This is a genomic window from Curtobacterium sp. DN_7.5, from assembly GCF_022655355.1.
In the GTDB taxonomy this organism is placed as follows: domain Bacteria; phylum Actinomycetota; class Actinomycetes; order Actinomycetales; family Microbacteriaceae; genus Curtobacterium; species Curtobacterium luteum.
The window spans coordinates 3,416,140-3,440,399 of the sequence record NZ_CP093378.1 but is presented as its reverse complement, the minus strand read 5'-3'; the positions used below and the strand labels follow the sequence as shown (position 1 = coordinate 3,440,399).

Annotated in this window: 18 protein-coding genes; 17 read left to right on the top strand and 1 reads right to left on the bottom strand. The window is 69.2% G+C overall.

Annotated features, from left to right (window positions below):
• The first annotated feature begins 42 nt into the window (after positions 1-42).
• From MON03_RS16170 to rpoC, 3 genes are all read left to right on the top strand, one after another.
• Complete coding sequence (locus MON03_RS16170; protein ID WP_022904463.1) at positions 43-570, top strand: hypothetical protein; 528 nt, start codon at positions 43-45, stop codon at positions 568-570.
• A gap of 362 nt (positions 571-932) precedes the next feature.
• Complete coding sequence (gene rpoB, locus MON03_RS16165; RefSeq protein ID WP_022904462.1) at positions 933-4,421, top strand: DNA-directed RNA polymerase subunit beta; 3,489 nt, start codon at positions 933-935, stop codon at positions 4,419-4,421.
• 42 nt (positions 4,422-4,463) lie between these two features.
• Positions 4,464-8,345 carry a DNA-directed RNA polymerase subunit beta' gene (rpoC, locus tag MON03_RS16160; protein ID WP_022904461.1) on the top strand — a complete coding sequence of 1,294 codons (3,882 nt, stop codon included), beginning with the start codon at positions 4,464-4,466 and terminating at the stop codon, positions 8,343-8,345.
• A 150-nt stretch (positions 8,346-8,495) separates the two neighbouring features.
• On the opposite strand, the gene MON03_RS16155 is transcribed toward rpoC, so the two are convergent.
• Positions 8,496-8,861, bottom strand: coding sequence for a VOC family protein (locus MON03_RS16155; RefSeq protein WP_022904460.1), 366 nt, complete (start codon positions 8,859-8,861; stop codon positions 8,496-8,498).
• Positions 8,862-8,927: 66 nt separating this feature from the next.
• Here MON03_RS16155 and MON03_RS16150 point away from each other — a divergent pair, with 66 nt between their 5' ends.
• From MON03_RS16150 to MON03_RS16085, 14 genes are all read left to right on the top strand, one after another.
• A complete protein-coding gene (locus MON03_RS16150; protein ID WP_242089463.1) occupies positions 8,928-9,950 on the top strand; it encodes a GNAT family N-acetyltransferase in 1,023 nt (340 codons plus the stop codon).
• A 181-nt stretch (positions 9,951-10,131) separates the two neighbouring features.
• Positions 10,132-11,802 carry a GspE/PulE family protein gene (locus tag MON03_RS16145; RefSeq protein WP_175328294.1) on the top strand — a complete coding sequence of 557 codons (1,671 nt, stop codon included), beginning with the start codon at positions 10,132-10,134 and terminating at the stop codon, positions 11,800-11,802.
• Between the two features lie 16 nt (positions 11,803-11,818).
• The gene (locus MON03_RS16140; protein ID WP_277927261.1) at positions 11,819-13,456 is read left to right on the top strand and encodes a type IV pilus twitching motility protein PilT; all 1,638 of its coding nucleotides are present in this window, start codon (positions 11,819-11,821) and stop codon (positions 13,454-13,456) included.
• On the top strand, positions 13,456-14,679 hold the full coding sequence (locus MON03_RS16135) for a type II secretion system F family protein (protein WP_175328292.1): 1,224 nt from the start codon (positions 13,456-13,458) through the stop codon (positions 14,677-14,679). The genes MON03_RS16140 and MON03_RS16135 overlap by 1 nt, the downstream gene beginning before the upstream one ends.
• 194 nt (positions 14,680-14,873) lie before the next feature.
• Positions 14,874-15,332 (top strand): type II secretion system protein, encoded by a 459-nt coding sequence (locus tag MON03_RS17405; RefSeq protein ID WP_022902673.1) that lies wholly within the window; start codon positions 14,874-14,876, stop codon positions 15,330-15,332.
• A gap of 85 nt (positions 15,333-15,417) precedes the next feature.
• Positions 15,418-16,800 carry a prepilin-type N-terminal cleavage/methylation domain-containing protein gene (locus tag MON03_RS16125; RefSeq protein WP_242089461.1) on the top strand — a complete coding sequence of 461 codons (1,383 nt, stop codon included), beginning with the start codon at positions 15,418-15,420 and terminating at the stop codon, positions 16,798-16,800.
• Entirely contained in the window at positions 16,797-17,498 is a 702-nt protein-coding gene (locus tag MON03_RS16120; protein WP_242089459.1) for a hypothetical protein, read from the top strand. Before MON03_RS16125 ends, MON03_RS16120 begins: the two co-directional genes overlap by 4 nt.
• Positions 17,495-19,357 carry a hypothetical protein gene (locus tag MON03_RS16115; RefSeq protein WP_242089457.1) on the top strand — a complete coding sequence of 621 codons (1,863 nt, stop codon included), beginning with the start codon at positions 17,495-17,497 and terminating at the stop codon, positions 19,355-19,357. The genes MON03_RS16120 and MON03_RS16115 overlap by 4 nt, the downstream gene beginning before the upstream one ends.
• Positions 19,354-20,193 (top strand): prepilin peptidase, encoded by an 840-nt coding sequence (locus MON03_RS16110; protein WP_022902678.1) that lies wholly within the window; start codon positions 19,354-19,356, stop codon positions 20,191-20,193. The genes MON03_RS16115 and MON03_RS16110 overlap by 4 nt, the downstream gene beginning before the upstream one ends.
• A gap of 36 nt (positions 20,194-20,229) precedes the next feature.
• Complete coding sequence (pilM, locus tag MON03_RS16105) at positions 20,230-21,282, top strand: type IV pilus assembly protein PilM (protein WP_242089455.1); 1,053 nt, start codon at positions 20,230-20,232, stop codon at positions 21,280-21,282.
• On the top strand, positions 21,279-22,037 hold the full coding sequence (locus MON03_RS16100; protein WP_242089453.1) for a hypothetical protein: 759 nt from the start codon (positions 21,279-21,281) through the stop codon (positions 22,035-22,037). Before pilM ends, MON03_RS16100 begins: the two co-directional genes overlap by 4 nt.
• Positions 22,038-22,040: 3 nt before the next feature.
• The gene (locus tag MON03_RS16095; RefSeq protein ID WP_242089451.1) at positions 22,041-22,778 is read left to right on the top strand and encodes a hypothetical protein; all 738 of its coding nucleotides are present in this window, start codon (positions 22,041-22,043) and stop codon (positions 22,776-22,778) included.
• Positions 22,779-22,918: 140 nt separating this feature from the next.
• Complete coding sequence (locus tag MON03_RS16090) at positions 22,919-23,533, top strand: CBU_0592 family membrane protein (protein WP_502798678.1); 615 nt, start codon at positions 22,919-22,921, stop codon at positions 23,531-23,533.
• A gap of 134 nt (positions 23,534-23,667) precedes the next feature.
• A complete protein-coding gene (locus tag MON03_RS16085; protein WP_242089448.1) occupies positions 23,668-24,228 on the top strand; it encodes a DUF6121 family protein in 561 nt (186 codons plus the stop codon).
• Positions 24,229-24,260 lie beyond the last annotated feature (32 nt).

Here is a 24,260-nt window from a genome sequence, read left to right as displayed (position 1 = left end):
CCGCATGCGCAGCGCGCGCCCACGTGCCAGCAGGAGACCGACATGACCGACACCCTGAGCGTCCCGACGTTCCGACTCGCCACCGCGACCCGTCCCGCGGTGCCGCACCGGGCCTCCCGGCGGGGTCTCGACGACCACGGGCTCGCACCCGCGTGGATGCGCGCGGTCGGCGCGGTCCTGCTGCTCGGCGGGCTCGCGCTCTCCGCCGCCGTCCTCGGCTGGCCCGGCGACGCACCGGAGGCTTCGCTGCTCGTCCCCGGGCTGGTCGGCGTGGTCGCCGGGTTCCTGCTCCTCGTCGCGCGCACGGGCCTCACGGTGACCGACGAGCACGTGACGGTGCGCTTCCGACCGCTCCCGCCCCGCCGGATCGCCCGCCGGCGGATCGCGGACGTGCGCCTGGTCGAGGCGGACGCGTCGACGTACGGCGGGATCGGACTGCGGCGTGCGCGGGGTGTCCGCGCCCTGCTCCTCACCCCGGGCACCGGCGTCGAGATCACCGACGACCGCGGCCGTGTCACGTTCGTCCGGACGGCCCGTCCTGAAGCGGCGTACCGCGCGCTGGCCGCCTGAACCGCACCGAGCGGAGCGGGAATGCCGGGCTGGTCCGGCACCTTATACACGCCAGTGTCAAAGAAGGTCAAGCCAGGACTGGACACCGGGGGACAAGCCGACCTATGATGACAGTTCGCGCTCCCTGGCTCGTCGTGTCGTCATATTGCGGTCGACCGTTGGTTCACACCGAACCCGCCTGGTGACGCCGGGTCCGTATATGGCGGCGGGCCCCGCTCACTCCGATCATCGCACAGGTCGCATCCGTCGGATGCGCACCGTTCTCCGTGTGTTGGTCACCAGGTCGCGCTGAAGCGTCAATCCACCCACCTACGTGCTGCTCGTCAGTACCGGCCCGACGGGGCCTACCGGAGGTCACACCCTTGGCTGCTGCGCCCAACGCATCCACCAACCCCAAGAACGGTCGCAACCACTCGCGACTCTCGTTCGCCAAGATCACGGACACCCTCACGGTTCCGGATCTGCTCGCCCTCCAGACGGAGAGCTTCGACTGGCTCGTCGGCAACGACGTGTGGAAGGCCCGCCTCGCGGAGGGGCAGGAGCAGGGTCGCACCGACCTCGCGCTGCACTCCGGGCTCGAGGAGATCTTCGAGGAGATCTCCCCGATCGAGGACCTCGGCGAGACCATGCAGCTCGGCTTCACGTCGCCCGAGCTCGAGGACCCGAAGTACTCGATCGACGAGTGCAAGGAGCGTGGCAAGACCTACGCCGCGCCGCTCTACGTCAACGCCGAGTTCATGAACCACATGACCGGTGAGATCAAGACGCAGACCGTGTTCATGGGCGACTTCCCGCTCATGACCGAACGCGGCACGTTCATCATCAACGGCACCGAGCGCGTCGTCGTCTCGCAGCTCGTCCGCTCGCCGGGCGTGTACTTCGAGCGCGCGCAGGAGAAGACCTCCGACAAGGACATCTACTCCGCCCGCGTCATCCCGTCGCGCGGTGCCTGGCTCGAGTTCGAGATCGACAAGCGCGACCAGGTGGGCGTGCGCATCGACCGCAAGCGCAAGCAGTCCGTCACGGTCTTCCTCAAGGCCCTCGGTCTGACGAGCGAGGAGATCCTCGACGAGTTCAAGGGCTTCGCCTCGATCGAGTCGACCCTCGAGAAGGACGCCATCCTCACCAAGGAAGAGGCGCTCAAGGACATCTACCGCAAGCTCCGTCCGGGCGAGCAGGTGGCGGCCGAGGCGGCGCGTGCGCTCCTCGACAACTTCTACTTCAACCCGAAGCGCTACGACCTGGCGAAGGTGGGCCGCTACAAGCTCAACCGCAAGCTCGGCATGGACGCGCCGCTGAGCGACTCGGTGCTGACCGTCCAGGACATCGTCGCGACGATCAAGTACCTCGTGTCGCTGCACGCCGAGCGCACCACCATCGACGGCGTCCGCGACGGCGAGCCCGTCCAGCTCCGCCTCGACGTGGACGACATCGACCACTTCGGGAACCGTCGCATCCGCGCCGTCGGCGAGCTCATCCAGAACCAGGTCCGCACCGGCCTGTCCCGCATGGAGCGCGTCGTCCGCGAGCGCATGACCACGCAGGACATCGAGGCGATCACCCCGCAGACCCTGATCAACGTGCGCCCCGTCGTCGCCGCGATCAAGGAGTTCTTCGGGACGTCGCAGCTGTCGCAGTTCATGGACCAGAACAACCCGCTCGCGGGCCTGACGCACAAGCGTCGTCTCTCGGCCCTCGGCCCGGGCGGTCTGTCCCGTGAGCGTGCCGGCGTCGAGGTCCGTGACGTCCACCCGTCGCACTACGGCCGCATGTGCCCGATCGAGACCCCGGAAGGCCCGAACATCGGCCTGATCGGTTCGCTCGCGTCGTTCGGTCGGATCAACTCCTTCGGCTTCATCGAGACCCCGTACCGTCGCGTCGTCGACGGCCAGGTCACGACGCAGATCGACTACCTGACCGCCTCGGAAGAGGACGACTTCGTCGTCGCCCAGGCCAACGCGCCGCTGACCGACTCCTTCCACTTCCAGGACGACAAGGTGCTCGTCCGGAAGAAGGGCGGAGAGGTCGAGCTCGTCGGCAAGGACGAGGTCGACTACATGGACGTCTCCCCGCGCCAGATGGTGTCGGTCGCCACGTCGCTCATCCCGTTCCTCGAGCACGACGACGCGAACCGCGCCCTCATGGGTGCGAACATGCAGCGCCAGGCCGTGCCGCTCCTCCGTTCCGAGTCGCCGCTCGTCGGCACCGGCATGGAGGGCTACACCGCCATCGACGCCGGTGACGTCGTCACCGCCGACAAGGCCGGTGTGGTCTCCGAGGTCTCGGCCGACGCCGTGACCCTGCAGCTCGACGAGGGCGGCACGCAGACCTACTACCTGCGCAAGTTCGACCGCTCGAACCAGGGCACGAGCTACAACCACCGCGTCATCGTCTCCGCCGGCGAGCGCGTGGAGCAGGGCGAGGTCATCGCCGACGGTCCCGCGACGGAGAACGGCGAGCTCGCGCTCGGCAAGAACCTCCTCGTCGCGTTCATGCCGTGGGAGGGCTACAACTACGAGGACGCGATGATCCTGTCGCAGAACCTCGTGAAGGACGACACGCTCTCCTCGATCCACATCGAGGAGTACGAGGTCGACGCCCGCGACACCAAGCTCGGCAAGGAGGAGATCACCCGCGACCTCCCGAACGTCAGCCCGGACCTCCTGGCCGACCTCGACGAGCGCGGCATCATCCGCATCGGTGCCGAGGTCCGCCCCGGCGACATCCTGGTCGGCAAGGTCACCCCGAAGGGCGAGACCGAGCTCTCCGCCGAGGAGCGCCTGCTCCGCGCGATCTTCAACGAGAAGTCGCGCGAGGTGCGCGACACCTCGCTGAAGGTGCCCCACGGTGAAGAGGGCACGATCATCGGCGTCAAGGTGTTCGACGCGCAGGACGGCGACGACGAGCTCGGCTCGGGCGTCAACCAGCGCGTGGTCGTCTACATCGCCCAGAAGCGCAAGATCACCGCGGGCGACAAGCTCGCCGGTCGTCACGGCAACAAGGGCGTCATCTCGACGATCCTGCCGGTCGAGGACATGCCGTTCCTCGCGGACGGCACCCCGGTCGACATCGTGCTCAACCCGCTCGGCGTCCCCGGCCGCATGAACTTCGGCCAGGTCCTCGAGATCCACCTCGGGTGGCTCGCGAAGCAGGGCTGGAACGTCGAGGGCATCCAGGAGTGGGCCGAGGCCCTCCCCGAGGCCGCCCGCCACGCGGAGCCCGGCACGAAGGTCGCCACCCCGGTGTTCGACGGCGCGTACGAGCGTGAGATCGAGGGCCTCCTCGACAACACCCTCCCGAACCGCGACGGCGAGCGTCTGATCGGCTCCTCCGGCAAGGCGCAGCTCTTCGACGGCCGCTCCGGCGAGCCGTTCCCGGAGCCCGTGTCGGTCGGCTACATGTACATCCTCAAGCTGCACCACCTGGTCGACGACAAGATCCACGCGCGCTCGACGGGTCCGTACTCGATGATCACGCAGCAGCCGCTGGGTGGGAAGGCGCAGTTCGGTGGACAGCGCTTCGGTGAGATGGAGGTGTGGGCGCTCGAGGCGTACGGCGCCGCCTACGCGCTCCAGGAGCTCCTGACGATCAAGTCCGACGACATCCTCGGCCGCGTGAAGGTCTACGAGGCGATCGTCAAGGGCGAGAACATCCAGGAGCCCGGCATCCCGGAGTCGTTCAAGGTCCTCATGAAGGAGATGCAGTCGCTCTGCCTGAACGTCGAGGTCCTCTCGGCCGACGGCCAGGCGGTCAGCCTCCGCGACACGGACGACGAGGTCTTCCGTGCCGCCGAAGAGCTCGGCATCAACATCTCCTCGCGGTTCGAGTCGTCGTCCGTCGACGACATCTGATCCCGCCCGTACTCGTAACGAATCCAGCTAGAGAGAAGAACATTGCTCGAAGCAACTTCATTTGACGCACTGCGGATCGGTCTCGCCACGGCCGAGGACATCCGCCAGTGGTCGTACGGCGAGGTCAAGAAGCCGGAGACCATCAACTACCGCACCCTCAAGCCCGAGAAGGACGGTCTGTTCGGCGAGCAGATCTTCGGTCCGTCCCGCGACTGGGAGTGCGCCTGCGGCAAGTACAAGCGCGTCCGGTTCAAGGGCATCGTCTGCGAGCGCTGCGGCGTCGAGGTCACCAAGTCCTCGGTCCGCCGTGAGCGCATGGGCCACATCGAGCTCGCCGCGCCCGTCACGCACATCTGGTACTTCAAGGGCGTCCCGTCGCGCCTCGGGTACCTCCTCGACATGGCACCGAAGGACCTCGAGAAGGTCATCTACTTCGCGGCGTACATGATCATCGACATCGATGAAGAGGGCCGTCACGCCGACCTCCCGGGTCTCGAGAACGAGATGCGTCTCGAGATCAAGACCCTCGAGGGCCAGCGCGACTCGATCATCGCCGACCGCCTCAAGAAGCTCGAGGACGACCTCGCAGCGCTCGAGGAGGAGGGCGCCAAGGCCGACGTCAAGCGCCGCACCAAGGACACCGCCGAGAAGGAGATGTCCCAGGTCCGCAAGTCGTTCGACGAGGACATCACCCGCCTCGAGCGCGTGTGGGAGGACTTCCGCAACCTCAAGGTGGGCGACCTCAAGCCCGAGGACGCCGTCTTCCACGAGCTGCAGGACCGCTTCGGCATCTACTTCGACGCCTACATGGGCGCCGAGGCGATCAAGCTCCGTCTCGAGGCCTTCGACCTGGCCGCCGAGGCCGAGTCGCTGCGCCTGCAGATCGCCGAGGGCAAGGGCCAGAAGAAGATCCGCGCGATCAAGCGTCTGCGCGTGGTCTCCTCCTTCCTCGCCACCGGCAACTCGCCGGCCGCGATGGTGCTCGGCGTCGTGCCGGTCATCCCGCCGGAGCTCCGCCCGATGGTGCAGCTCGACGGTGGCCGCTTCGCCACGAGTGACCTCAACGACCTCTACCGTCGTGTGATCAACCGCAACAACCGTCTCCGCCGCCTGCTCGACCTCGGGGCTCCCGAGATCATCGTGAACAACGAGAAGCGCATGCTGCAGGAGGCCGTCGACGCGCTGTTCGACAACGGTCGTCGTGGTCGTCCGGTCACGGGTACCGGCAACCGCGCCCTGAAGTCCCTGAGCGACATGCTCAAGGGAAAGCAGGGTCGTTTCCGCCAGAACCTGCTCGGCAAGCGCGTCGACTACTCGGGCCGTTCGGTCATCATCGTCGGCCCGCAGCTCAAGCTCCACCAGTGCGGTCTGCCGAAGCAGATGGCGCTCGAGCTGTTCAAGCCGTTCGTCATCAAGCGCCTCATCGACCTGTCGCACGCGCAGAACATCAAGTCGGCCAAGCGCATGGTCGAGCGTTCGCGTCCGCAGGTGTGGGACGTGCTCGAGGAGATCATCCGCGAGCGCCCCGTGCTGCTGAACCGTGCGCCGACGCTGCACCGTCTGGGCATCCAGGCGTTCGAGCCGCAGCTCGTCGAGGGCAAGGCCATCCAGCTCCACCCGCTCGTGTGTGCTGCGTTCAACGCGGACTTCGACGGTGACCAGATGGCCGTGCACCTGCCGCTGTCGGTGGAGGCGCAGGCCGAGGCCCGCATCCTCATGCTCGCCTCGAACAACATCCTGAAGCCGTCCGACGGCCGTCCGGTGACCCTGCCCGCGCAGGACATGATCATCGGTCTGCACCACCTCACGACCGTCCGCGAGGGCGCCGTGGGCGAGGGCCGCGCGTTCTCCTCGGTCGCCGAGGCGATCCTCGCGAAGGACCAGGGCACGCTGCACCTCAACGCGCTCGTCAAGATCCGCATGTCCGACGTGTACTTCGCCGAGGGCGAGGCGCCGGAGGGCTACGTGCAGGGCGAGCCGGTGCTGCTCGAGACGACCCTGGGCCGTGCGCTCTTCAACGAGACCCTCCCGGCGAACTACCCGTTCGTCCAGAAGGTCACCGACAAGGGCGTGCTGTCCGCGATCGTCAACGACCTCGCGGAGCGCTACTCCAAGACCGAGACGGCCGCCGCGCTCGACCGGATCAAGGACGCCGGCTTCTACTGGGGCACCCGCTCCGGTGTGACCGTCGCGCTCTCCGACGTCGTGACGCCTCCTCGCAAGAAGGAGATCATCGCGGGCTACGAGGTCCAGGCCGCCAAGGTCCAGGGCGAGTTCGACAAGGGTCTGATCACCGACGCGGAGCGCCGCGCCGACCTGATCAAGATCTGGACCGAGGCCACGAACGAGATCGCGCAGGAGATGCGCGACAACTTCCCGGTCGACAACACCATCAACCGCATGGTCTCGTCGGGTGCTCGTGGTAACTGGCTGCAGGTGCGCAACATCGCCGGTATGCGTGGTCTGGTGAACAACCCGAAGGGTGAGATCATCGCCCGCCCGATCATCAACTCGTACCGCGAGGGCCTGACCGTGGCGGAGTACTTCATCGCCACGCACGGTGCCCGCAAGGGTCTGGCGGACACGGCTCTCCGTACCGCCGACTCGGGCTACCTGACCCGTCGTCTCGTCGACGTCTCGCAGGACGTCATCATCCGCGAGGACGACTGCGGCACGACCCGCGGCCTCGAGCTGCCGATCGCGACGAAGGCTGCCGACGGCTCCCTCGTCCGCGACCCGCGCGTCGAGAACACCGTGTACTCGCGCACCCTGGCCACCCCGGCCGTGGACGCGCAGGGCACGGTCGTCGCCGAGGCCGGCGAGGACGTCGGTGACGTGCTCCTCGAGAAGCTGCTCGCGGCCGGTGTCGAGAGCATCAAGGTGCGCTCGGTGCTGACCTGCGAGTCGGCCATCGGTGTCTGCGCGAAGTGCTACGGCCGTTCGCTCGCCACGGGCAACCTCGTCGACATCGGCGAGGCGGTCGGCATCATCGCCGCCCAGTCCATCGGTGAGCCCGGTACCCAGCTGACGATGCGTACCTTCCACACGGGTGGTTCGGCCTCGGCCGACGACATCACCCAGGGTCTGCCGCGTGTCACGGAGCTCTTCGAGGCGCGGACCCCCAAGGGTGCGTCCCCGATCGCCGAGGCCCCCGGCCGCGTCACGATCGAGGACACCGACAAGGGTCGTCGCATCATCCTCACGCCGGACAACGGCGACGAGCCGTTCATCTACCCGGTGCTCAAGCGTGCGACGCTCCTCATCGAGGACGGCCAGCACGTCGAGCTCGGCGAGCAGTTCATCGCCGGCACGGTCGACCCGAAGGAGGTCCTCCGGGTCAAGGGTGTGCGCGAGGTCCAGAAGCACCTCGTCAACGGTGTGCAGGACGTGTACGGCTCGCAGGGCGTGCCGATCCACGACAAGCACATCGAGGTCATCGTGCGCCAGATGCTCCGCAAGGTCACCGTCGTCGACCACGGTGACACCGACCTGCTCCCGGGCGAGCTCGTCGACCGTTCGCGGTACAACGAGCTCAACCGTGCGGCGCTGCAGGAGGGTCGCAAGACCGCTTCCGCTCGCCAGGAGGTCATGGGCATCACCAAGGCGTCCCTCGCGACCGAGTCGTGGCTGTCCGCCGCGTCCTTCCAGGAGACGACCCGCGTGCTCACGCAGGCCGCCATGGAGGGCAAGCAGGACCACCTCGTCGGCCTCAAGGAGAACGTCATCATCGGTAAGCTCATCCCCGCCGGGACGGGCCTCAGCCGGTACCGCGACGTGGACGTGAACGCGACCGAGGAAGCGAAGGCCGAGCGGTACCCCAACCGCATCTTCGCGGACGACTCGTCGTTCTCGGACGCCGACCTGAGCTTCGTCGACTTCGACAGCTTCTCGTCGGACGACTTCACGCCCGGGACGTACAACTGAGTCTGAAGTGACCCACGAAGGGCCCCGCATCCGTCAGGATGCGGGGCCCTTCGCCGTTGCGGGTCGCGTCCGCGACCACGCGTCGGCCTGGAGGCGCGGTGCGGGCCCGCCACGGGCCTCCAGGCCGGCAGGCGGTGCGGTGCCACCGCGTCAGGCGGTGCGGCCCTTCTCGTCGACGAGCGAGTACAGGCTGAGGACGTTGCCGTCGGGGTCGCGCACGTCGAACCAGTTCGTGGCGCCGTCGATGCACTCCACCGGCCCGATGTCGATGCCGAGGGCCCCGATGCGGCTGTGCTGGGCGGTCACGTCGTCGACGCCGAAGCGGACCGTGACCGGGTTCTCCTCGGCGTGCTCGTCCTCGTAGAGCTGGATCCAGATGCCGCCGACCTCGTACTCGGCGACGCCGTCCTCGGGTTCGAGGTCCGGCTCGGTGCGCTCGAAGACCGCGCCGTACCAGAGGCAGGACGCCTCGATGTCGGTGACGGGCAGCCCCACGGTCACGCTCGTGATGTCCATGACTCATCATGTCCCGACGGGGGTGGCCGCGTCGAGGGTTTCCTGGCGTGCTGGCAGGCTGGGGACATGGCGACACTGCGCGAACGGATCACGGCCCCGGCCCACCTCGAGTCCCCGGTGCCGACCGGCGGTCTGACCTTCCGGGCGGCGACCCCTGACGACGTCGACGGCGTGCACGCGGTGGCGGTCGCAGCGGCCGCGGTCGACGACCCACGCAGCCGTCCCTCCACAGCCGACGTCGAGCGCACGTTGTCCACGGACGGGCTCGACGTCGCCCGCGACACCCTCGTCGGCGTCGATGCTGACGGGCATGTGCAGGCGTACGCGATCGTCGTCGACGTCCCGTCCCGGGTCACCGCGGCCAGGGCGGTGCTCGAGGGCGCGGTCCACCCGGATCTCCGCGGGCAGGGGATCGGCCGGCGGTTGTTCGCATGGCAGGTCGGCCGCGCGCGTCAGCGTCTTGCGGGGCTCGACGTCGACCTGCCCGCGAGCATCGACGCCGGCGGACCCGAGGGTGCGGCGGTCCTCCGGCTCGCCGCACGCTTCGGCTTCGAGCCGGTGCGCACCTGGGTCGACATGGAGCGCGTGTTCGACGGGCGGAGCGGCACGGACGTGCCGGAACTCCCCGTGGGCCTGCACCTCCGGCCGGCCACCGACGCCGACATCGAGCCGTTGCGAACTGCCAAGAACGACGCGTTCCGCGACCACTGGGGTTCCCAGCCGATGGTCGCGTCCGACTGGCGTGGCTTCCTCACGTCGTCCAAGAGCCGGCTCGACCTGTCACGGATCGTCGTCGACGCCGCCGGGGTCGTGGTCGCCTTCGCGATCGTCGAGGTCGACCCGGCGACCTTCGACGCCCGCGGCCGCTCGTACGGGTACGTGCACTGGGTCGGCGTCGTGCGCGCTGTCCGCGGGAAGGGTCTGGCGCCGATCGTGCTGGACGCCGCCTGCGACGCCGTCCGCGCCGAAGGGCTGTCCGCCGCGGTGCTCCACGTGGACGCGGAGAACCCGAGCGGGGCGGGGCGGATCTACGAGCGGCTCGGCTTCGTCCCCGGCGAGGTGCACGTCACCGTCGCGGCGTCCCTCTGACGCGGGACAGCACGGGGCGCGTGCCCGGCCGACACCCTCACACTGGGGGCACCCGACCCCCCTCCGCCCCCTCCTTCTGGGACTTCGGCCTCCGATCCGGCCGACCGTAGCGTGGTCGAGCGTCGTTCCCCGCACGGCGCCGACCCTGACCCGCGCGCGACCAGAAGGAGGCTCGGAGCCGATGGCGACCCTGTCCGAGATCCTCATCCTCAACGGTGCCCTCCCGATCGAGCACCTCGACTCGATGACGGGCGACGAAGTCGTCGACGACCGGTCCATCCGGGCGCTCGTCGACCAGGGCATCGTGAGCGAGGCGCAGTACATCACCGCCCGGGCCGCCTCGAACAACTCCCGCACCGTGCCGCTGACCGACTACCCGGTCGACGGCACCGCGGTGTCCATGCTCCCCGCCGCTCTGTGCCGGCGCCACGGGGTGCTCGGCGTCGGCTTCGAAGGGGAGATCCTCGTGCTGGCGATGGTCAACCCGACGAACGTCCTCGCGATCGACGACGCACGCACCGCCTCCGGACGGAGCGTCAAGCCCCTGCAGGTCGAGGAGCGCGACCTCGCAGCCGCGCTCGACCGCTACCTGCGCGCCGACGACGAGCTGAACGACCTGACCTCCTCCCTCGAGGAGGAAGCCTCCGCCCAGGCGCAGCAGCAGGCCGACCTGACCGACGGGTCGCTCGACGACGTCCCGATCGTGCGCTTCGTCAACCTCCTGGTCTCCCAGGCGATCCAGGACCACGCCTCCGACATCCACATCGAGCCCGGCGAGCACGAGGTCCGGGTCCGGTACCGCATCGACGGCGTGCTGCACGAGATGGCCCCGGCGCCGAAGAACATCCAGAACGGCGTCATCAGCCGCCTGAAGATCATGAGCGACATCGACATCGCCGAGCGACGCAAGCCGCAGGACGGCCGGATGTCGGTGCGGCACGGCGGTCGGCAGATCGACCTCCGCGTCGCCACGCTGCCGACCGTGTGGGGCGAGAAGGTCGTCATGCGGATCCTCGACAACACGAACACGTCGATGTCCCTGAAGGACCTCAACCTCCTCGAGCGGAACTTCCAGGCGTACCAGCGGTCCTACTCGAAGCCGTACGGCATGATCCTCGTCACGGGGCCGACCGGTTCGGGCAAGTCGACGACCCTCTACACGACCCTCAACGCCGTGGCGCGCCCCGAGATCAACGTCATCACCGTCGAGGACCCGGTCGAGTACCGGATGGCCGGGATCAACCAGGTGCAGGTCAACCCCAAGGCGGGCCTGACGTTCGCCTCGGCGCTCCGCTCGATCCTCCGTTCCGACCCCGACGTGGTGCTGCTCGGCGAGATCCGCGACCACGAGACGGCGCAGATCGCGATCGAGGCCTCGCTGACCGGTCACCTCGTGCTCTCGACGCTGCACACCAACGACGCGCCGTCGGCCGTGACCCGCCTCACCGAGATGGACATCGAGCCGTTCCTCGTCGGGTCCGCGCTCGACTCCGTGGTCGCCCAGCGACTCGCCCGCCGACTCTGCGACCGCTGCAAGGCACCCGCGTTCTACGAGGCCGAGCAGTTGCACGCCCTCGGGTTCCTGCCCTCGGCGGACGCTCCGGTCCCGGAGTTCTCCGCGCCGATCGGGTGCGCCGTCTGCTCGAACACCGGCTACCGCGGCCGCATCGCCCTGCACGAGGTCATGACCGTGACCGAGGACATCGAACGCCTCGCCGTCGCCCGGGCCTCGAGCGCCGAGATCAGCCGGGTCGCGCAGGAGCAGGGCATGCTCACCCTCCGCCAGGACGGGTGGGAGAAGGTCAAGCTCGGCCTGACGAGCGTCGACGAGATCCTGCGCGTGGTCGCGTAGTCCCGGGAGCACACCGATGACCGATTCCGTGTACGACATCACCCCCGCCGACGACGCGGTGGACGGCTGGCACCCCGGCGACCCCGGCAACGAGGTCGGGGGAGGCCGTCGCGCCGCCCGCCTCGCCGCGGCCGCCGCCGCTGCGTCCCAGCCGACGTCACCGGTCGTCGGTGGTCCGGTCACGCAGCCGCCAGCAGCGTCGCCGGTCTACGACCTGTCCGACGAAGCCGCTTGGGCAGCGCCCACCTCGGTCGCGCCCGCGCCCGCAGCGGCACCGACCTGGCCCGCGCCGACCGGTGACCCCGTCGCCGTCCCGGTGGCGCAGCCGCACGCCGCGCCCGCGACGCCGCCCGCAGCCGTCCCGCCGTCGACCGCGTCCTACGGGTACGCAGAGCAGCCGACCCAGCAGCTGCCGGTCGTGTCAGGCGGGGTCCCCACGGGCCTCCCGGCCGGCGCCGCCGTCGGCGGTCGCGAGGAGATCAACTTCACCCGACACGCGCGCGAGGTCGCCGACCCCGACCTCGTCACCGCGCTCGCGCAGGTCGTCTACCAGGGCGCGTCCGACCTGCACGTCACCGCCGATGCACCGCCCACGGTGCGCGTCGACGGGTCGCTCCGACCCGCCGTGCCGGGAGGCCCGTGGTCGCGTGCCAAGGTCATCGCAGCACTCAAGACCATGCTCTCGCCCGAACAGGCCGGCCAGTTCGACCACGAGCAGGAACTCGACTTCGCGTACTCGCTCTCGCCCGAGTTCCGCTTCCGCGTGAACTTCTACCAGCAGCGCGGCAACTGGGGCGCCGCGTTCCGCATCATCCCGACCAAGATCAAGACCCTCAAGCAGCTCGGCATCCCCGAGTACGTCGGCGAGTTCGCGGCACTGCCGCGCGGACTCGTCCTCGTGACCGGCCCCACCGGCTCCGGCAAGTCGACCACCCTCGCCGCCCTCATCGACCTCGTCAACGAGACCCGGGCCGACCACATCGTGACGGTCGAGGACCCGATCGAGTTCATGCACGACCACAAGAAGGCGATCATCAACCAGCGCGAGGTCGGCGCCGACACGCACTCCTTCGCCGCCGCGCTGAAGCACGTGCTCCGGCAGGACCCCGACGTCATCCTCATCGGCGAGCTCCGCGACCTCGAGACGATCTCCGTCGCCCTCACCGCCGCCGAGACCGGACACCTCGTCTTCGCCACCCTGCACACGCAGAGCGCACCGGGCACCATCGACCGCGTCATCGACGTCTTCCCGCCGCACCAGCAGGGGCAGATCCGGACGCAGCTCGCCTCCACCCTCGAGGGCGTCGTCTGCCAGACCCTCGTGCCGAAGGCGAACGGCGCCGGTCGTGTCGTCGCGACCGAGATCATGAAGACCACGCCGGCGATCGGGAACCTCATCCGCGAGGGCAAGACCTACCAGATCACCTCCGCCATGCAGGCCGGCCGTGACGCCGGCATGCACACCATGGACCAGGACCTCGCCGAACTCGTCAACGTCGGCACGATCACCCGCCGTGCGGCGATGGAGAAGGTCCACGACCACGACGGCTTCGACCGGCTCGTCCAGCGCGTCGAGTCCCCGTCCGACTCCTCCGCCGCCGCGATCGCCGCGTCGGAGATCGACTTCGGCGACAAGTACTCGGGAGGCCACTGATGTCGCTCGCCTTCGACTACCGGGGCCGCGACGGCAGCGGCAAGCTCGTCAAGGGACGGCTCGACGCCGCATCCGAGGGCGCCGTCGTCCAGCGCCTGCGCGGCATGGGCGTCTCGCCGATCGCCATCACCGAGGCCAAGCCCGGGACCGGCCTGCAGACCGAGATCAAGATCCCCGGGTTCGAGAAGGGCGTCGGGCTCAAGGACCTCGCGATCATGTCCCGTCAGGCCTCGACCATGCTGACCTCCGGGCTCTCCCTGCTCCGGGCGCTGACGATCCTCGCCGACCAGACCGAGAACAAGAAGCTCAAGGACATCCTCGGCAAGGTCCGGGACGACGTCGAACGCGGTGTCTCCTTCTCCGACGCGGTCGCGAAGTACCCGGTGGACTTCCCGCCGATCATGATCAACATGATCCGGGCGGGGGAGACGGGCGGGTTCCTCGACCAGGCGATGGACTCGGTGGCGACGAACTTCGAGAAGGAGCACAAGCTCCGGTCGACGATCAAGTCGGCGATGACGTACCCGGTGGTGGTGCTCGTCATGTCGCTGGCCGCCGTCGTGATCATGCTCGTGTTCATCGTGCCGATCTTCCAGGACATGTTCGCGTCGCTCGGGGGGCAGCTGCCGTTGCCGACGCAGATCCTGGTGGGGCTCTCGCACGCGATGGTCTACGTCGGTCCGGCACTCGCGGTCGCCGTCATCGTGGGGTGGGTCTGGTGGCGCGCGAACAAGAACACCGACCGGGTCCGCGCCGCTGTCGATCCGTTGAAGCTGCGACTCCCGGTGTTCGGGCAGCTCAACCGCAAGATCGTGATGGCTCGGTTCGCCCGGAACCTGTCGAACATGATCGGCGCCGGCGTCCCGATCCTCGAGGCATTGCAGATCGCCGGGCAGGTGTCGAACAACTTTGTTGTGCAACGGTCATTGCAGCGCATTTCCGAGGGGGTCCGGAAAGGTGAATCGATCGCTTCCGGGCTCGAACGGGAAACGGTGTTCCCGGCAATGGTCGCGCAAATGATCGCAGTGGGTGAGGACGCGGGTTCCATGGAAGTGATGCTCGAACGCATCGCCGTGTTCTACGACAATGAGGTCCAGGCATCCACGGAAGCATTGACCTCGCTCATCGAGCCACTGCTGATCGGTTTCCTCGGTGTCGTGGTCGGCGGCATGATCATCGCGCTCTACATGCCGATCTTCCAGATCTCGTCGCTCGTCAAGTAGCGCCCGACGATGCCCACCCTCGCTCGGGGGGTGGGCATCGCCGTCGCCACCCCCGGTACTGGGGGCATTTCGGTACGCGGATCACCCCCGTTCTCGGGATTATGCGCAGAAACAGCGGTGAATACGCTCGTCAGCGGCGGCAGAGCAAGCCCCGAACCACATTCCCATTCACATTCCCAACGAACGGAATCACCATGTACTTCGCTCTCATGGGCAAGCTGAACGCTCGCCGCAAGGGTCTCCTCGAGGAGAACGAGAAGGGCTTCACGCTCATCGAGCTCCTGGTCGTCGTGATCATCATCGGTATCCTCGCTGCGATCGCCATCCCGGTGTACCTGGGCATCACGAACAGCGCGAAGGACAGTTCCGCGAAGTCGGACATCACGAACTTCAAGACCGCCGTCATCAGCATCCAGTCGACCAACGGGTCCTTCCCGACCGCTGGAACCTACTCGAACGGGACCGGTGGGACGCCGCTGACGGCGGCGCTGAAGAGCGCCGGCGCGAGCCAGGGCGCGGACACCACCACCATCACCTACACGACGGGCGGTACCGCGACGGCTCCGACGTTCAAGGTGGTCGGCCGCAGCTCGACCGGCAAGGACTTCTGCACGTCCGACACGTCCGGTGTGGTCGACGGCGCCAGCTGCTGACCTGATCCCGACCAACGGGCCGCGACCCACGTCGCGGCCCGTTGGCGCAACAACCCCCGTCCGCTGCGAACGAGAAGGACCGAGCATGCTGCTGCGCATCGTCGACCGCCTCCGCGCGGCGCGGGAGTCCGAGGAGGGCTTCACGATCATCGAGGTGATGGTCGCGATGACGATCTTCGCGATGATCGCCGCAGGCGTCGCCGCGGGCATCGTGTCGACGCTGTACCTCACGCAGGACAACCGATCGCGCGAGGCCGCTCTGAACCTCGCGAACCAGGCGATCGACCTCGCCCGCAGCACCAAGGACGTCTTCACCCTCGACGACGACACGTCGAGCCAGAACGTCGGGAACCAGTCGTTCACGATCAAGCAGACGACGAACTGGATCAACTCCGACGGCACGGACACGCCGAACTCCTGCGGCGCCGGGTCCGGTGTCCTCGCCTACAAGCGTGTCTCCGTCACCGTGTCGTGGACCAGTGGGACGTCGCCACGGCAGAAGAGCGTCGTCCTGGACACGCTGATCTCCCCGTCCTCGGCGGTCTCGAGCGCCAACGCCTCGACGATCGTGATCGGGGTCCGCACCGCGAACGGCGGCCCGAACTCCGGCGTCGCCGTGACCATCACACCGGTGTCGGGCGGCGCGAGCAGCCTCGCGAACCCCCCTGCGGCGACCGACTCGAACGGCTGCAGCTACGCGGTCGGCGTCACGCCCGGCACCTACCGGGTCACCATCTCGAAGGCCGGGAACGTCGACCCCCTCGGCGCCACAGCCCCGTACTACTCGGTGGCCACCGTCGCCGGCGGTGTGGGCAACAGGACGTTCCTCTACGACCAGGCGATCACGGCGACCTTCGGCTCCCCGCTCAACCTCAAGGACGGCGTCACGGCGAAGCTCCCGGCGAGCCTGCCGGTCTCGTACGAGTACAACGGCATCGTCAACACCTTCCAGACGACCACGGCGACGGTCTTCCCGTACCAGTGGAACGTGATCGCCGGCGGTCTCACGTCGACCTGCACGGATGTCGACCCGACCAACTGGCCGACGTCGAACAAGCTCGCGACGTCCCCGAACATCTTCAACGCGTCGGACGGCACGACCCCGGGCTTCCTCCCGACGACGACGCTGACGGCGACGGCGCGGGCCCCGATGGGGATCATCGACGTCAAGATGGGCGGCATCGACACCGTCCTGGCCGCGACCGTGAAGAACACCAGCGCAGTGGCCGGCGGTGACCCCGGCTGCTCCCCGTCCACGACCTACTACTTCACCGGCATGACGCCGTCGAAGGCGACGACCATCGCGCTGCCGTTCGGCACGTGGACCCTCCGCGGGACCACCGCGATCGGCGGCCTGCTGAGCAGTGACTCGCAGAACGTCAAGGCGAACCCCGACGCGTCCAACCAGGTCGTCTCGACGAGCGGCAACACGGTGACGCTCGACCCCCGATCGGTGCCGACCTCGTGATCGTCCGTACTCAGCGATCGCTCGCACGGTTCCGCGCCGGCGAGGACGGCCTGACACTCGTCGAGATCCTCGTGGCGATGAGCCTGTCGTTGCTCGTGCTCACGATCGCGGGCTCGTTCCTCATCTCCTCGCAGAAGGCGTCCGTGACCGCGCGCTCGGTCAGCCAGAACACCCGGTCAGCGTCGGTCGCGATGAACGAGATCGGTCGCGTGCTCCGGGCCGCGACGGACAACCCGGTGCCCACCGGCGACGACCCGCAGTACGCGTTCCAGTACGCGAGCCCGACATCGATCCGCTTCTTCGCCTACGTCAACCTCGACTCGACGCTGTCGCAGCCCGTCGAGGTGCAGCTCACCCTCGATCCGACGACGAAGCGCATCACCGAGACGAAGTGGTCCGGGACGGCCGTCGCGGGCAACTCCTCCTACTACGCCTTCCCCCTCTCGAACGCGGCGACGCTCTCGAACACACCGACCTCGACGCGCGTGCTCGCGACGTCGGTGGTGAGCACGTCCCTCTTCACGTTCGCGGACGCGTCGGGTGCTGCGCTCCCGGCGACGGTCGGCGCGGTCGACATCCCGAACATCCGGTCGGTCGGGGTCTCGGTCACCGTCGGGTCGAGCGCGACCGACAAGAACGCCGTCACGCTCGCGAACACCGCGAGCCTGCCGAACATCGTGATGGGAGCGTCATCGTGATCCGTCTGCTCCGTACCCGCCTGCTCGCGATCCGTGCACACGACGACGAGCGCGGCATCGCCCTCGTTGCGGTCATCGGGATCGGCACCGTCGTGATGCTGCTCGTGGCGACGATGGTCGCGGTCGCGACGTCCGGCAGCCGCGTCACCTCGACCGACCGCGACTGGAACCGTGCGATCGCCGCGGCCTACGCGGGAGTCGCCGACTACCAGTCCCGGCTCAATGCGGACAACACGTACGGGAACTACGGGCAGAAGGACGCACCGTTCAGTGCCGCATCGACCAGCACGTTCACGAAGGGCACCGGCAACAACCCGGCCTTCGACTACCAGACTGGTCAGCCATGGGTATCGGTCCCGACCGGGGACGGGTCGGCGAGTGGTGCCTCGTTCCGCTACGCCGTGGACAACAGCAAGCTCTCCTCGCAGGGCGTGATCCGTCTCCAGTCGACGGGCCGTTCCGGGAACACGACCCGGACCGTGGTCGCGAACGTCCGGCCCGACGGGTTCTCCAACTACCTCTACTTCACCAACTACGAGTCCGGCGACCCGACCGTGACGAACGAGAAGGCCGTCTCGGGCGGGACGGCGCCGTGCACGAGCGACTACCGACCGGTCGCGACGAGCGGGACCTGCGACCAGATCCAGTTCGGTTCCGGTGACGTCCTCGCCGGCCCGGTCCGGTCGAACGACCAGATCAAGGTCTGCGGCGCGCAGTTCCTCGGCACGGTGCAGAGCGTCTACGGCATCACGAGCAGCGGGTGCACGGTCGGGCGGTACGCCTCGAACCCGACGACCTCGTCAACCCTGACGCCGCCGGCGACGATCGGTGACCTGCGGGACTTCACCCGCACGGACCTCGCGTCGACGACGAACACGGTGGAGGGTCCGGGCTGCCTCTACACCGGCCCGACGAAGATCGTCTTCAACGGGGACGGCACCATGACCGTCCGATCGCCGATGACGATCGTCACCCAGGTCACCGGAGCGACGGCGACCGCGGGTGCCCAGATCACGGGGCCGCAGGGGTCCCAGACCTCTGATGCGACGAACAAGTGCGGTGACCCGACGAAGCTCCGGAGCGCCACCGGAGCCGTCGTGCCCGTCCCGAAGAACAACATCGTCTACGTGCAGAACGAACCCGCCGCCCGCGCCGGGAACGTGCAGGACCCGAACTACTGGAACGGGAACGCTGCGCTCAAGAACACCGCGACGGCGTGCACCGCGGTCGGCCCGCCGTCCGGCAGCGCCTCGACCCTCAAGCAGAACGGCGTGGGGTACCCGTTCATCGGGTCGTCCAAGAGCACCTCGGAAGCGGACCCGACCGCCGGGAGCGGCGTGACGGTCTCGGCTCCGTACGGCTGTGACCGGGGCGACGTCTTCGTCGAGGGCGTCGTCGACAAGGCCGTCACCGTCGCGGCGGAGAACTACCTCTACGTCACCGGCGACGTCACCTACCCGGCGACGCGATCGCCCTCGACCGTCCTCGGGCTCATCGGCCAGCGAGCGGTCTGGGTCTGGAACCCCATCACGTCCACCGGCAGCACGATCCTCCCCTCGGACCGTGAGATCGATGCCGCGATCCTCTCGAACACGGGCACCTTCGTGGTGCAGAACTGGACGAAGGGGTCGACCGCCGGACGCGGTGTGCTGACCGTCAGCGGCTCCATCGCCCAGAACTTCCGCGGCGCCGTCGGGCTGTCCTCCGGTCAGGGCTACAAGAAGTCGTACCGGTTCGACTCGAGTCTGGCGACCTACACCCCGCCGAAGTTCCCCCAGCCGACCGTCACCACGTACCGCGTCGCGACGCAGGTCGAGTCCAAGACGGCGTACGACGCGAACGGGGCGCCCCTCCCGTGACCGGTGTCCTCCCGTCGCTCGCGGCGCTGGTCGCCGCGTTCGGCGCCGCCGTCGGGCTCGCGATCGGTTCCTTCCTCAACGTCGTCGTCTACCGGGTCCCGGCCGGGCGTTCGGTGATCGCACCTGCGTCCGCGTGCCCGGGCTGCGAGCGTCCGATCCGCGGCCGGGACAACGTCCCCGTGTTCTCGTGGCTCGCACTGCGCGGGCGGTGCCGCGACTGTGCGATGCCCATCTCGGCGCGGTACCCGCTCGTGGAAGCGGTGACCGCCGTCCTGTTCGTGCTCGTCACCGTCCGGTTCCTCCCTGCAGCGGGTTCGACGGGGCGGGAGACGGCGGGTGCGGTCCTGCTCCTCGTCGCGCTGCTGTTCGTGATGGCCTGCAGCGTCGCCCTCGCACTCATCGACCTCGACACGCACACCCTCCCGAACCGGATCGTGCTCCCGATGTACCCGGTGGTGGCCGTCGCGCTCACGGCCGCCAGCGCGTGTTCCGGCGACTGGACGGCGCTCGGCCGGGGCGCTCTCGGCATGGCCGTCCTCGGTGGTGCGTACCTCGCGCTGGCGATCGCGGTGCCCCGGGGGATGGGCCTCGGCGACGTCAAGCTCGCGGGTGTGCTCGGACTCCTGCTCGCGTACCTCGGATGGGGACCCCTCGCTGTGGGTGCTTTCGGTGCCTTCGTGCTCGGAGGTACCTTCGGCATCGCCCTCCTGTTGGTCCGGCGGGCCGGTCGATCGACCGGCATCCCATTCGGGCCCTGGATGCTCCTCGGCGCGTGGGTGGGCGCGTTCTTCGGCGCTCCACTCTGGGACGCCTACCTCCGGCTGCTCGGCCTCTGAGCAGCTCCACCCCGAAGCCACCCGAAGGAACACGACATGGCGAAGAACATCGTCGGCATCGACATCGGCTCGGACGCCATCCGGGCGGTCGAGGTCGCCGACGCGGACAAGCCGCAGCCGGTCATCGTGCGCGTCGCCGAGGTCCCCGTGCCCCTGGACGCCACCAAGCACGGTGAGGTGCTCGAGGCCAACACTGTCGCAGGAGCACTCCGCAGTCTGTGGTCGCTCGGGCGGTTCCGCAGCAAGGACGTGGTCCTGGGCATGGGAAACCAGCGGGTCCTGTCCCGAGACCTGACCGTGCCCCGTGCGCCGCTCGCGCAGATCCGGGAGTCCCTGCCGTTCCAGGTGCAGGACATGCTGCCCGTGCCGGTCGGTGACGCCATCCTCGACTTCTACCCGACCTCGGAGGGCATCGGCGAGGGTGGGCCGGTGGTGCACGGCCTGCTCGTCGCAGCGATCAAGGACGCGGTCCTCGCCAACGTGCGCGCCGCGGAGCTCGCCGGCCTCAACCCGGTCGGCGTCGACCTCATCCCCTTCGCGCTCACCCGTGTGCTCGCCCCGCGCGTGCCCGGAGCGGGGACCGTGGCGATCGTCGACTGCGGCGGCAACACGACCTCGGTCGTGATCGCCCACGACGGTGTCCCGCGGTTCGTGCGCATCATCCCGACCGGCGGCGACGACGTGACCAAGCAGATCGCCGCGCGTCTCGAGGTGCCGCTCCCGGAGGCCGAGGCCGTCAAGCGGCACTTCGGTCTCGTCGGTCGCACGCAGACGCCGGACGACGTCCGCGCGGTCGCGGTGACGCGCGCGACCGTCGGTGAGCTGATGACGAGCATCCGGAACACCGTCAACTACTACGCGAACACCCGACCGGACGACGCCGTGCGGGGCATCGTCCTGGTCGGCGGGGGAGCAGCCCTGCCCGGGTTCCGGGAGGGCCTCGGCGACGTCGCGGGACTCCCCGTCGCGATCGGTGACCCGTTCGTCTCCGCGCGCTCAGCCCGCGGGGTCTCGCGGGACGTCCTCAGGGAGCGGTCCGCGTCCATCGCGGTCGCCTGGAGCCTCGCCGTCGGAGGTCGAGCAGCATGACCGAGACACTCGAGCCGACGGCCGCCCGCGGCCGGAAGCCGTCCCAGGGGCGACGTTCCCCCGCCCCCGGGAAGACCCCGAGCGCACCGCGACCCTCCGGGAACGCGCGCGCTGCACTCGCCATCGGGGGCGTGCCGCGCGTCGACCTGCTCCCGTCCGAGGTGCACGTCGCCCGTCGCCAGCGCGCCGTCGTCCGCCGCGTGTGGGCCGGTGTCGTCGTCGTCGCGTGCGGCGTCGGCATCGTCGCCGGCTGGGCGGTGATGGACCGCAGCGCCGCTGAGCAGGACCTCCGCTCGGCGCAGGACGAGACGACGAGCCTCGCCCAGCAGCAGGGGCAGTACCGGGACGTCCGGTCGACGGAGTCCGCGACGACCCTCCTCGAGGCGGCGCAGCAGGTCGGTGGGTCGACCGAGGTGGACTGGGCGAGCACGTTGCGTTCCGTGCAGTCGAAACTGCCACAGGGCGTGAGCATCACCGGCGTGACGATCGACTCCGCGTCGGTGACCGAGGCGTACGCGCAGTCGGACGACCCGTTGCAGGGTCAGCGCATCGCGACGCTGACCTTCGACGCGAAGAGCGCGACGCTCCCCTCGGTTCCGCAGTGGCTGTCGGGAGTGAGCGGGGTGACCGGCTTCGTCGACGCGAACGCGAATTCGGTGGCACGCGCCGAGGACGGCTCGGGCTACTCGGTCAACATGACGATCCACCTCGACGAGAAGGCGTTCGACGACCGCTACGCCGCGAAGAAGGGCTGACCCATGACGAAGAACCGGCTCAGCCTGTTGCTGGCGTTCGCCGCGATGGCGATCGTCGCCGTCGGGGGCTTCTTCCTCGCGGTGCAGCCGCAGCTCGCGCTCGCGGCCAACGCCCGGGAGCAGACCGCGACGGTGGAGCAGACGAACGCCACGAGCCGCGTGGAGCTCGCCCGTCTGAAGGCCCAGGCCGCGAAGCTGCCCGCGATGCGCGACGAGTTGTCCTCCCTGACCCGCTCCGTGCCGGAGTCGGCGTCCGTCTCGTCGTTCATCGACGAGCTCGACGGCATCGCCGCGGACACTGGGATGCAGGTGTCCGCCTTCACGGCGAGTGACGCCACGGCGTACCAGCCCGCCGCCACGGCCGCGGGTTCCGCGTCGTCCGCCGCCACGCCCGCGCCCGGTGCGGCAGCGACCGCCACCCCGGCACCGTCGGCGACTCCGGCCGAGCCGACTGCTCCGTCGATCGTCACCAACGCCGCGATCACCGGTCAGAACTTCTCCGTCATCCCCGTCACGGTGGCGGTCGACGGGACGTTCGACCAGGCCCTGCGGTTCGTCCAGGGCGTCCAGACCGGCAAGCGCCTGTTCCTGATCACCTCGATCACCTCGGCGCAACAGACGGGCGACGACGGATCGGCAGCGACGACCGCGACCTGGACGTTCGGCGGCTCGATCTACGTGCTCGACCGCAGCGCCGACTCGGGCGCGACGGCGGGCGCCACCGCCGCCAAGAACGGCTGACCCGCCCCTCCCGAGGACCCCCACGGACTGGGGTGTGACGCGCCACGCCACACCCTCTTCCGCCGGGGGTCCTCGTCTGCGTACGATGCTCCCGACGCCGCGTTCGCGGTCGCTCATCCCCCTCTCGGACGGCCCCGCTCGTGGGCTGTTCCTCGTCGTGCCCGGAGTCGCGCGTGTTGTACGGAATCGTGGAGTTCCTCGGCTGGTTCGGAGCGGTAACCGTCTTGGCCGGTTACATCCTGTTCTCGACCGGCAAGCTGCAGAACGGGCCCACGTACCAGCTGCTGAACCTCGTCGGCGGTCTCGCGATCGCCGTCAACGTCGGGGCGCACCACGCCATCCCGTCGCTCATCGTGAACGGCATCTGGGCGATCGTCGCCGTCGTGGTGCTCACGAAGATGCTGTGCGCCCGTCGCGCGGCGAAGCGTGGCGAGCCGGTCGACGCCACGGCCCCGCAGGTCCTCGTCGAACCTCCGACCACGACGGCGGTGCTGCCGGTCGTCGGTCCGGCGCTCCGCGACCACGACGCAGCGCCCGAGAGCGCCACCAGCGCCGACGCCGAGCAGATCCCGGTCGCGCCGGCTCCCATGACCGAGACCGTGCCCGTGATCACCGCGACGATCGCCCTCGCGCTGGTGGCGGCGGCGCAGCAGGAGCACGCCCAGCAGGAACAGCAGCAGCACGCCCAGCAAGAACAACAGCAGCAGCACGGCCGGCAGGAACAGCAGCAGCACCTCACCCAGCAGGAGCAGTAGCAGGCGCACCCCGGCCGGAACACGCGTCACAGCACGCCGGACCCGAGCGCGCCTGACGCCGACCACTGCGCCGCCGGCCGCCCGAACGCCACGACGACCGTCCGTGCACCCCGGCCCGGCGATACGATCACCCCATGTCCCGATGGCTCGTGGCGACGATGACGTCCGTCCTCTTCATCGCGCTCGTCATCGCGGTGTCCGGCTTCGAGGCGCTCCTCGCGGACGTCGAGCCGATCACCCAACCGGACGCCACCCCGTACCTCGGCCCGGCGATGGTCGTCTCCGCCGCGATCGTGGTGTTCCTCGCCACCGCGACCGGCGCCCGGGAGGGCAACCCCGGCGTCACCGGCCTCGTCGCCGCGGCGACCTCGTACCTGGTGATGCTCGGCGTCGGCGCGGTCGGCTACGCCCTCCTCCGTGGCGACGTCACCGAGCTGCTCGTGTTCCCGGCCGGCTCCGCGCTCGGCCCCTTCGTGGTGGGCACGGTCGTGGTGGCGCTGGTCTGCGTCGTCGGCGGGATCGCGATGATCCGCCACCAGGCACGCACGACCGACCCAGCGGGCGCGCCGGCTCAAACCCGCTCGACCGAGCCCGCCGGCACGACGGGTCACGCCCACACGATCGACGACCGCCACCCGACGGACCGGCCGGGCCCGGGGTCGCCCGCCCCCGGGAACGACGGTGGTCGGCGGTAGGATCGCCGCGTACGACGCACGGCGACCGGGGG

Bases quoted from the DNA above. Each gene is read 5' to 3' on its own strand.
- MON03_RS16095 (WP_242089451.1), top strand. From the start codon at position 22,041: ATGACGAAGAACCGGCTCAGCCTGTTGCTGGCGTTCGCCGCGATGGCG.
- MON03_RS16155 (WP_022904460.1), bottom strand. From the start codon at position 8,861: ATGGACATCACGAGCGTGACCGTGGGGCTGCCCGTCACCGACATCGAG.
- pilM (WP_242089455.1), top strand. From the start codon at position 20,230: ATGGCGAAGAACATCGTCGGCATCGACATCGGCTCGGACGCCATCCGG.
- MON03_RS17405 (WP_022902673.1), top strand. From the start codon at position 14,874: ATGTACTTCGCTCTCATGGGCAAGCTGAACGCTCGCCGCAAGGGTCTC.
- MON03_RS16125 (WP_242089461.1), top strand. From the start codon at position 15,418: ATGCTGCTGCGCATCGTCGACCGCCTCCGCGCGGCGCGGGAGTCCGAG.
- MON03_RS16150 (WP_242089463.1), top strand. From the start codon at position 8,928: ATGGCGACACTGCGCGAACGGATCACGGCCCCGGCCCACCTCGAGTCC.
- MON03_RS16145 (WP_175328294.1), top strand. From the start codon at position 10,132: ATGGCGACCCTGTCCGAGATCCTCATCCTCAACGGTGCCCTCCCGATC.
- MON03_RS16100 (WP_242089453.1), top strand. From the start codon at position 21,279: ATGACCGAGACACTCGAGCCGACGGCCGCCCGCGGCCGGAAGCCGTCC.
- MON03_RS16170 (WP_022904463.1), top strand. From the start codon at position 43: ATGACCGACACCCTGAGCGTCCCGACGTTCCGACTCGCCACCGCGACC.
- MON03_RS16135 (WP_175328292.1), top strand. From the start codon at position 13,456: ATGTCGCTCGCCTTCGACTACCGGGGCCGCGACGGCAGCGGCAAGCTC.
- MON03_RS16140 (WP_277927261.1), top strand. From the start codon at position 11,819: ATGACCGATTCCGTGTACGACATCACCCCCGCCGACGACGCGGTGGAC.
- MON03_RS16085 (WP_242089448.1), top strand. From the start codon at position 23,668: ATGTCCCGATGGCTCGTGGCGACGATGACGTCCGTCCTCTTCATCGCG.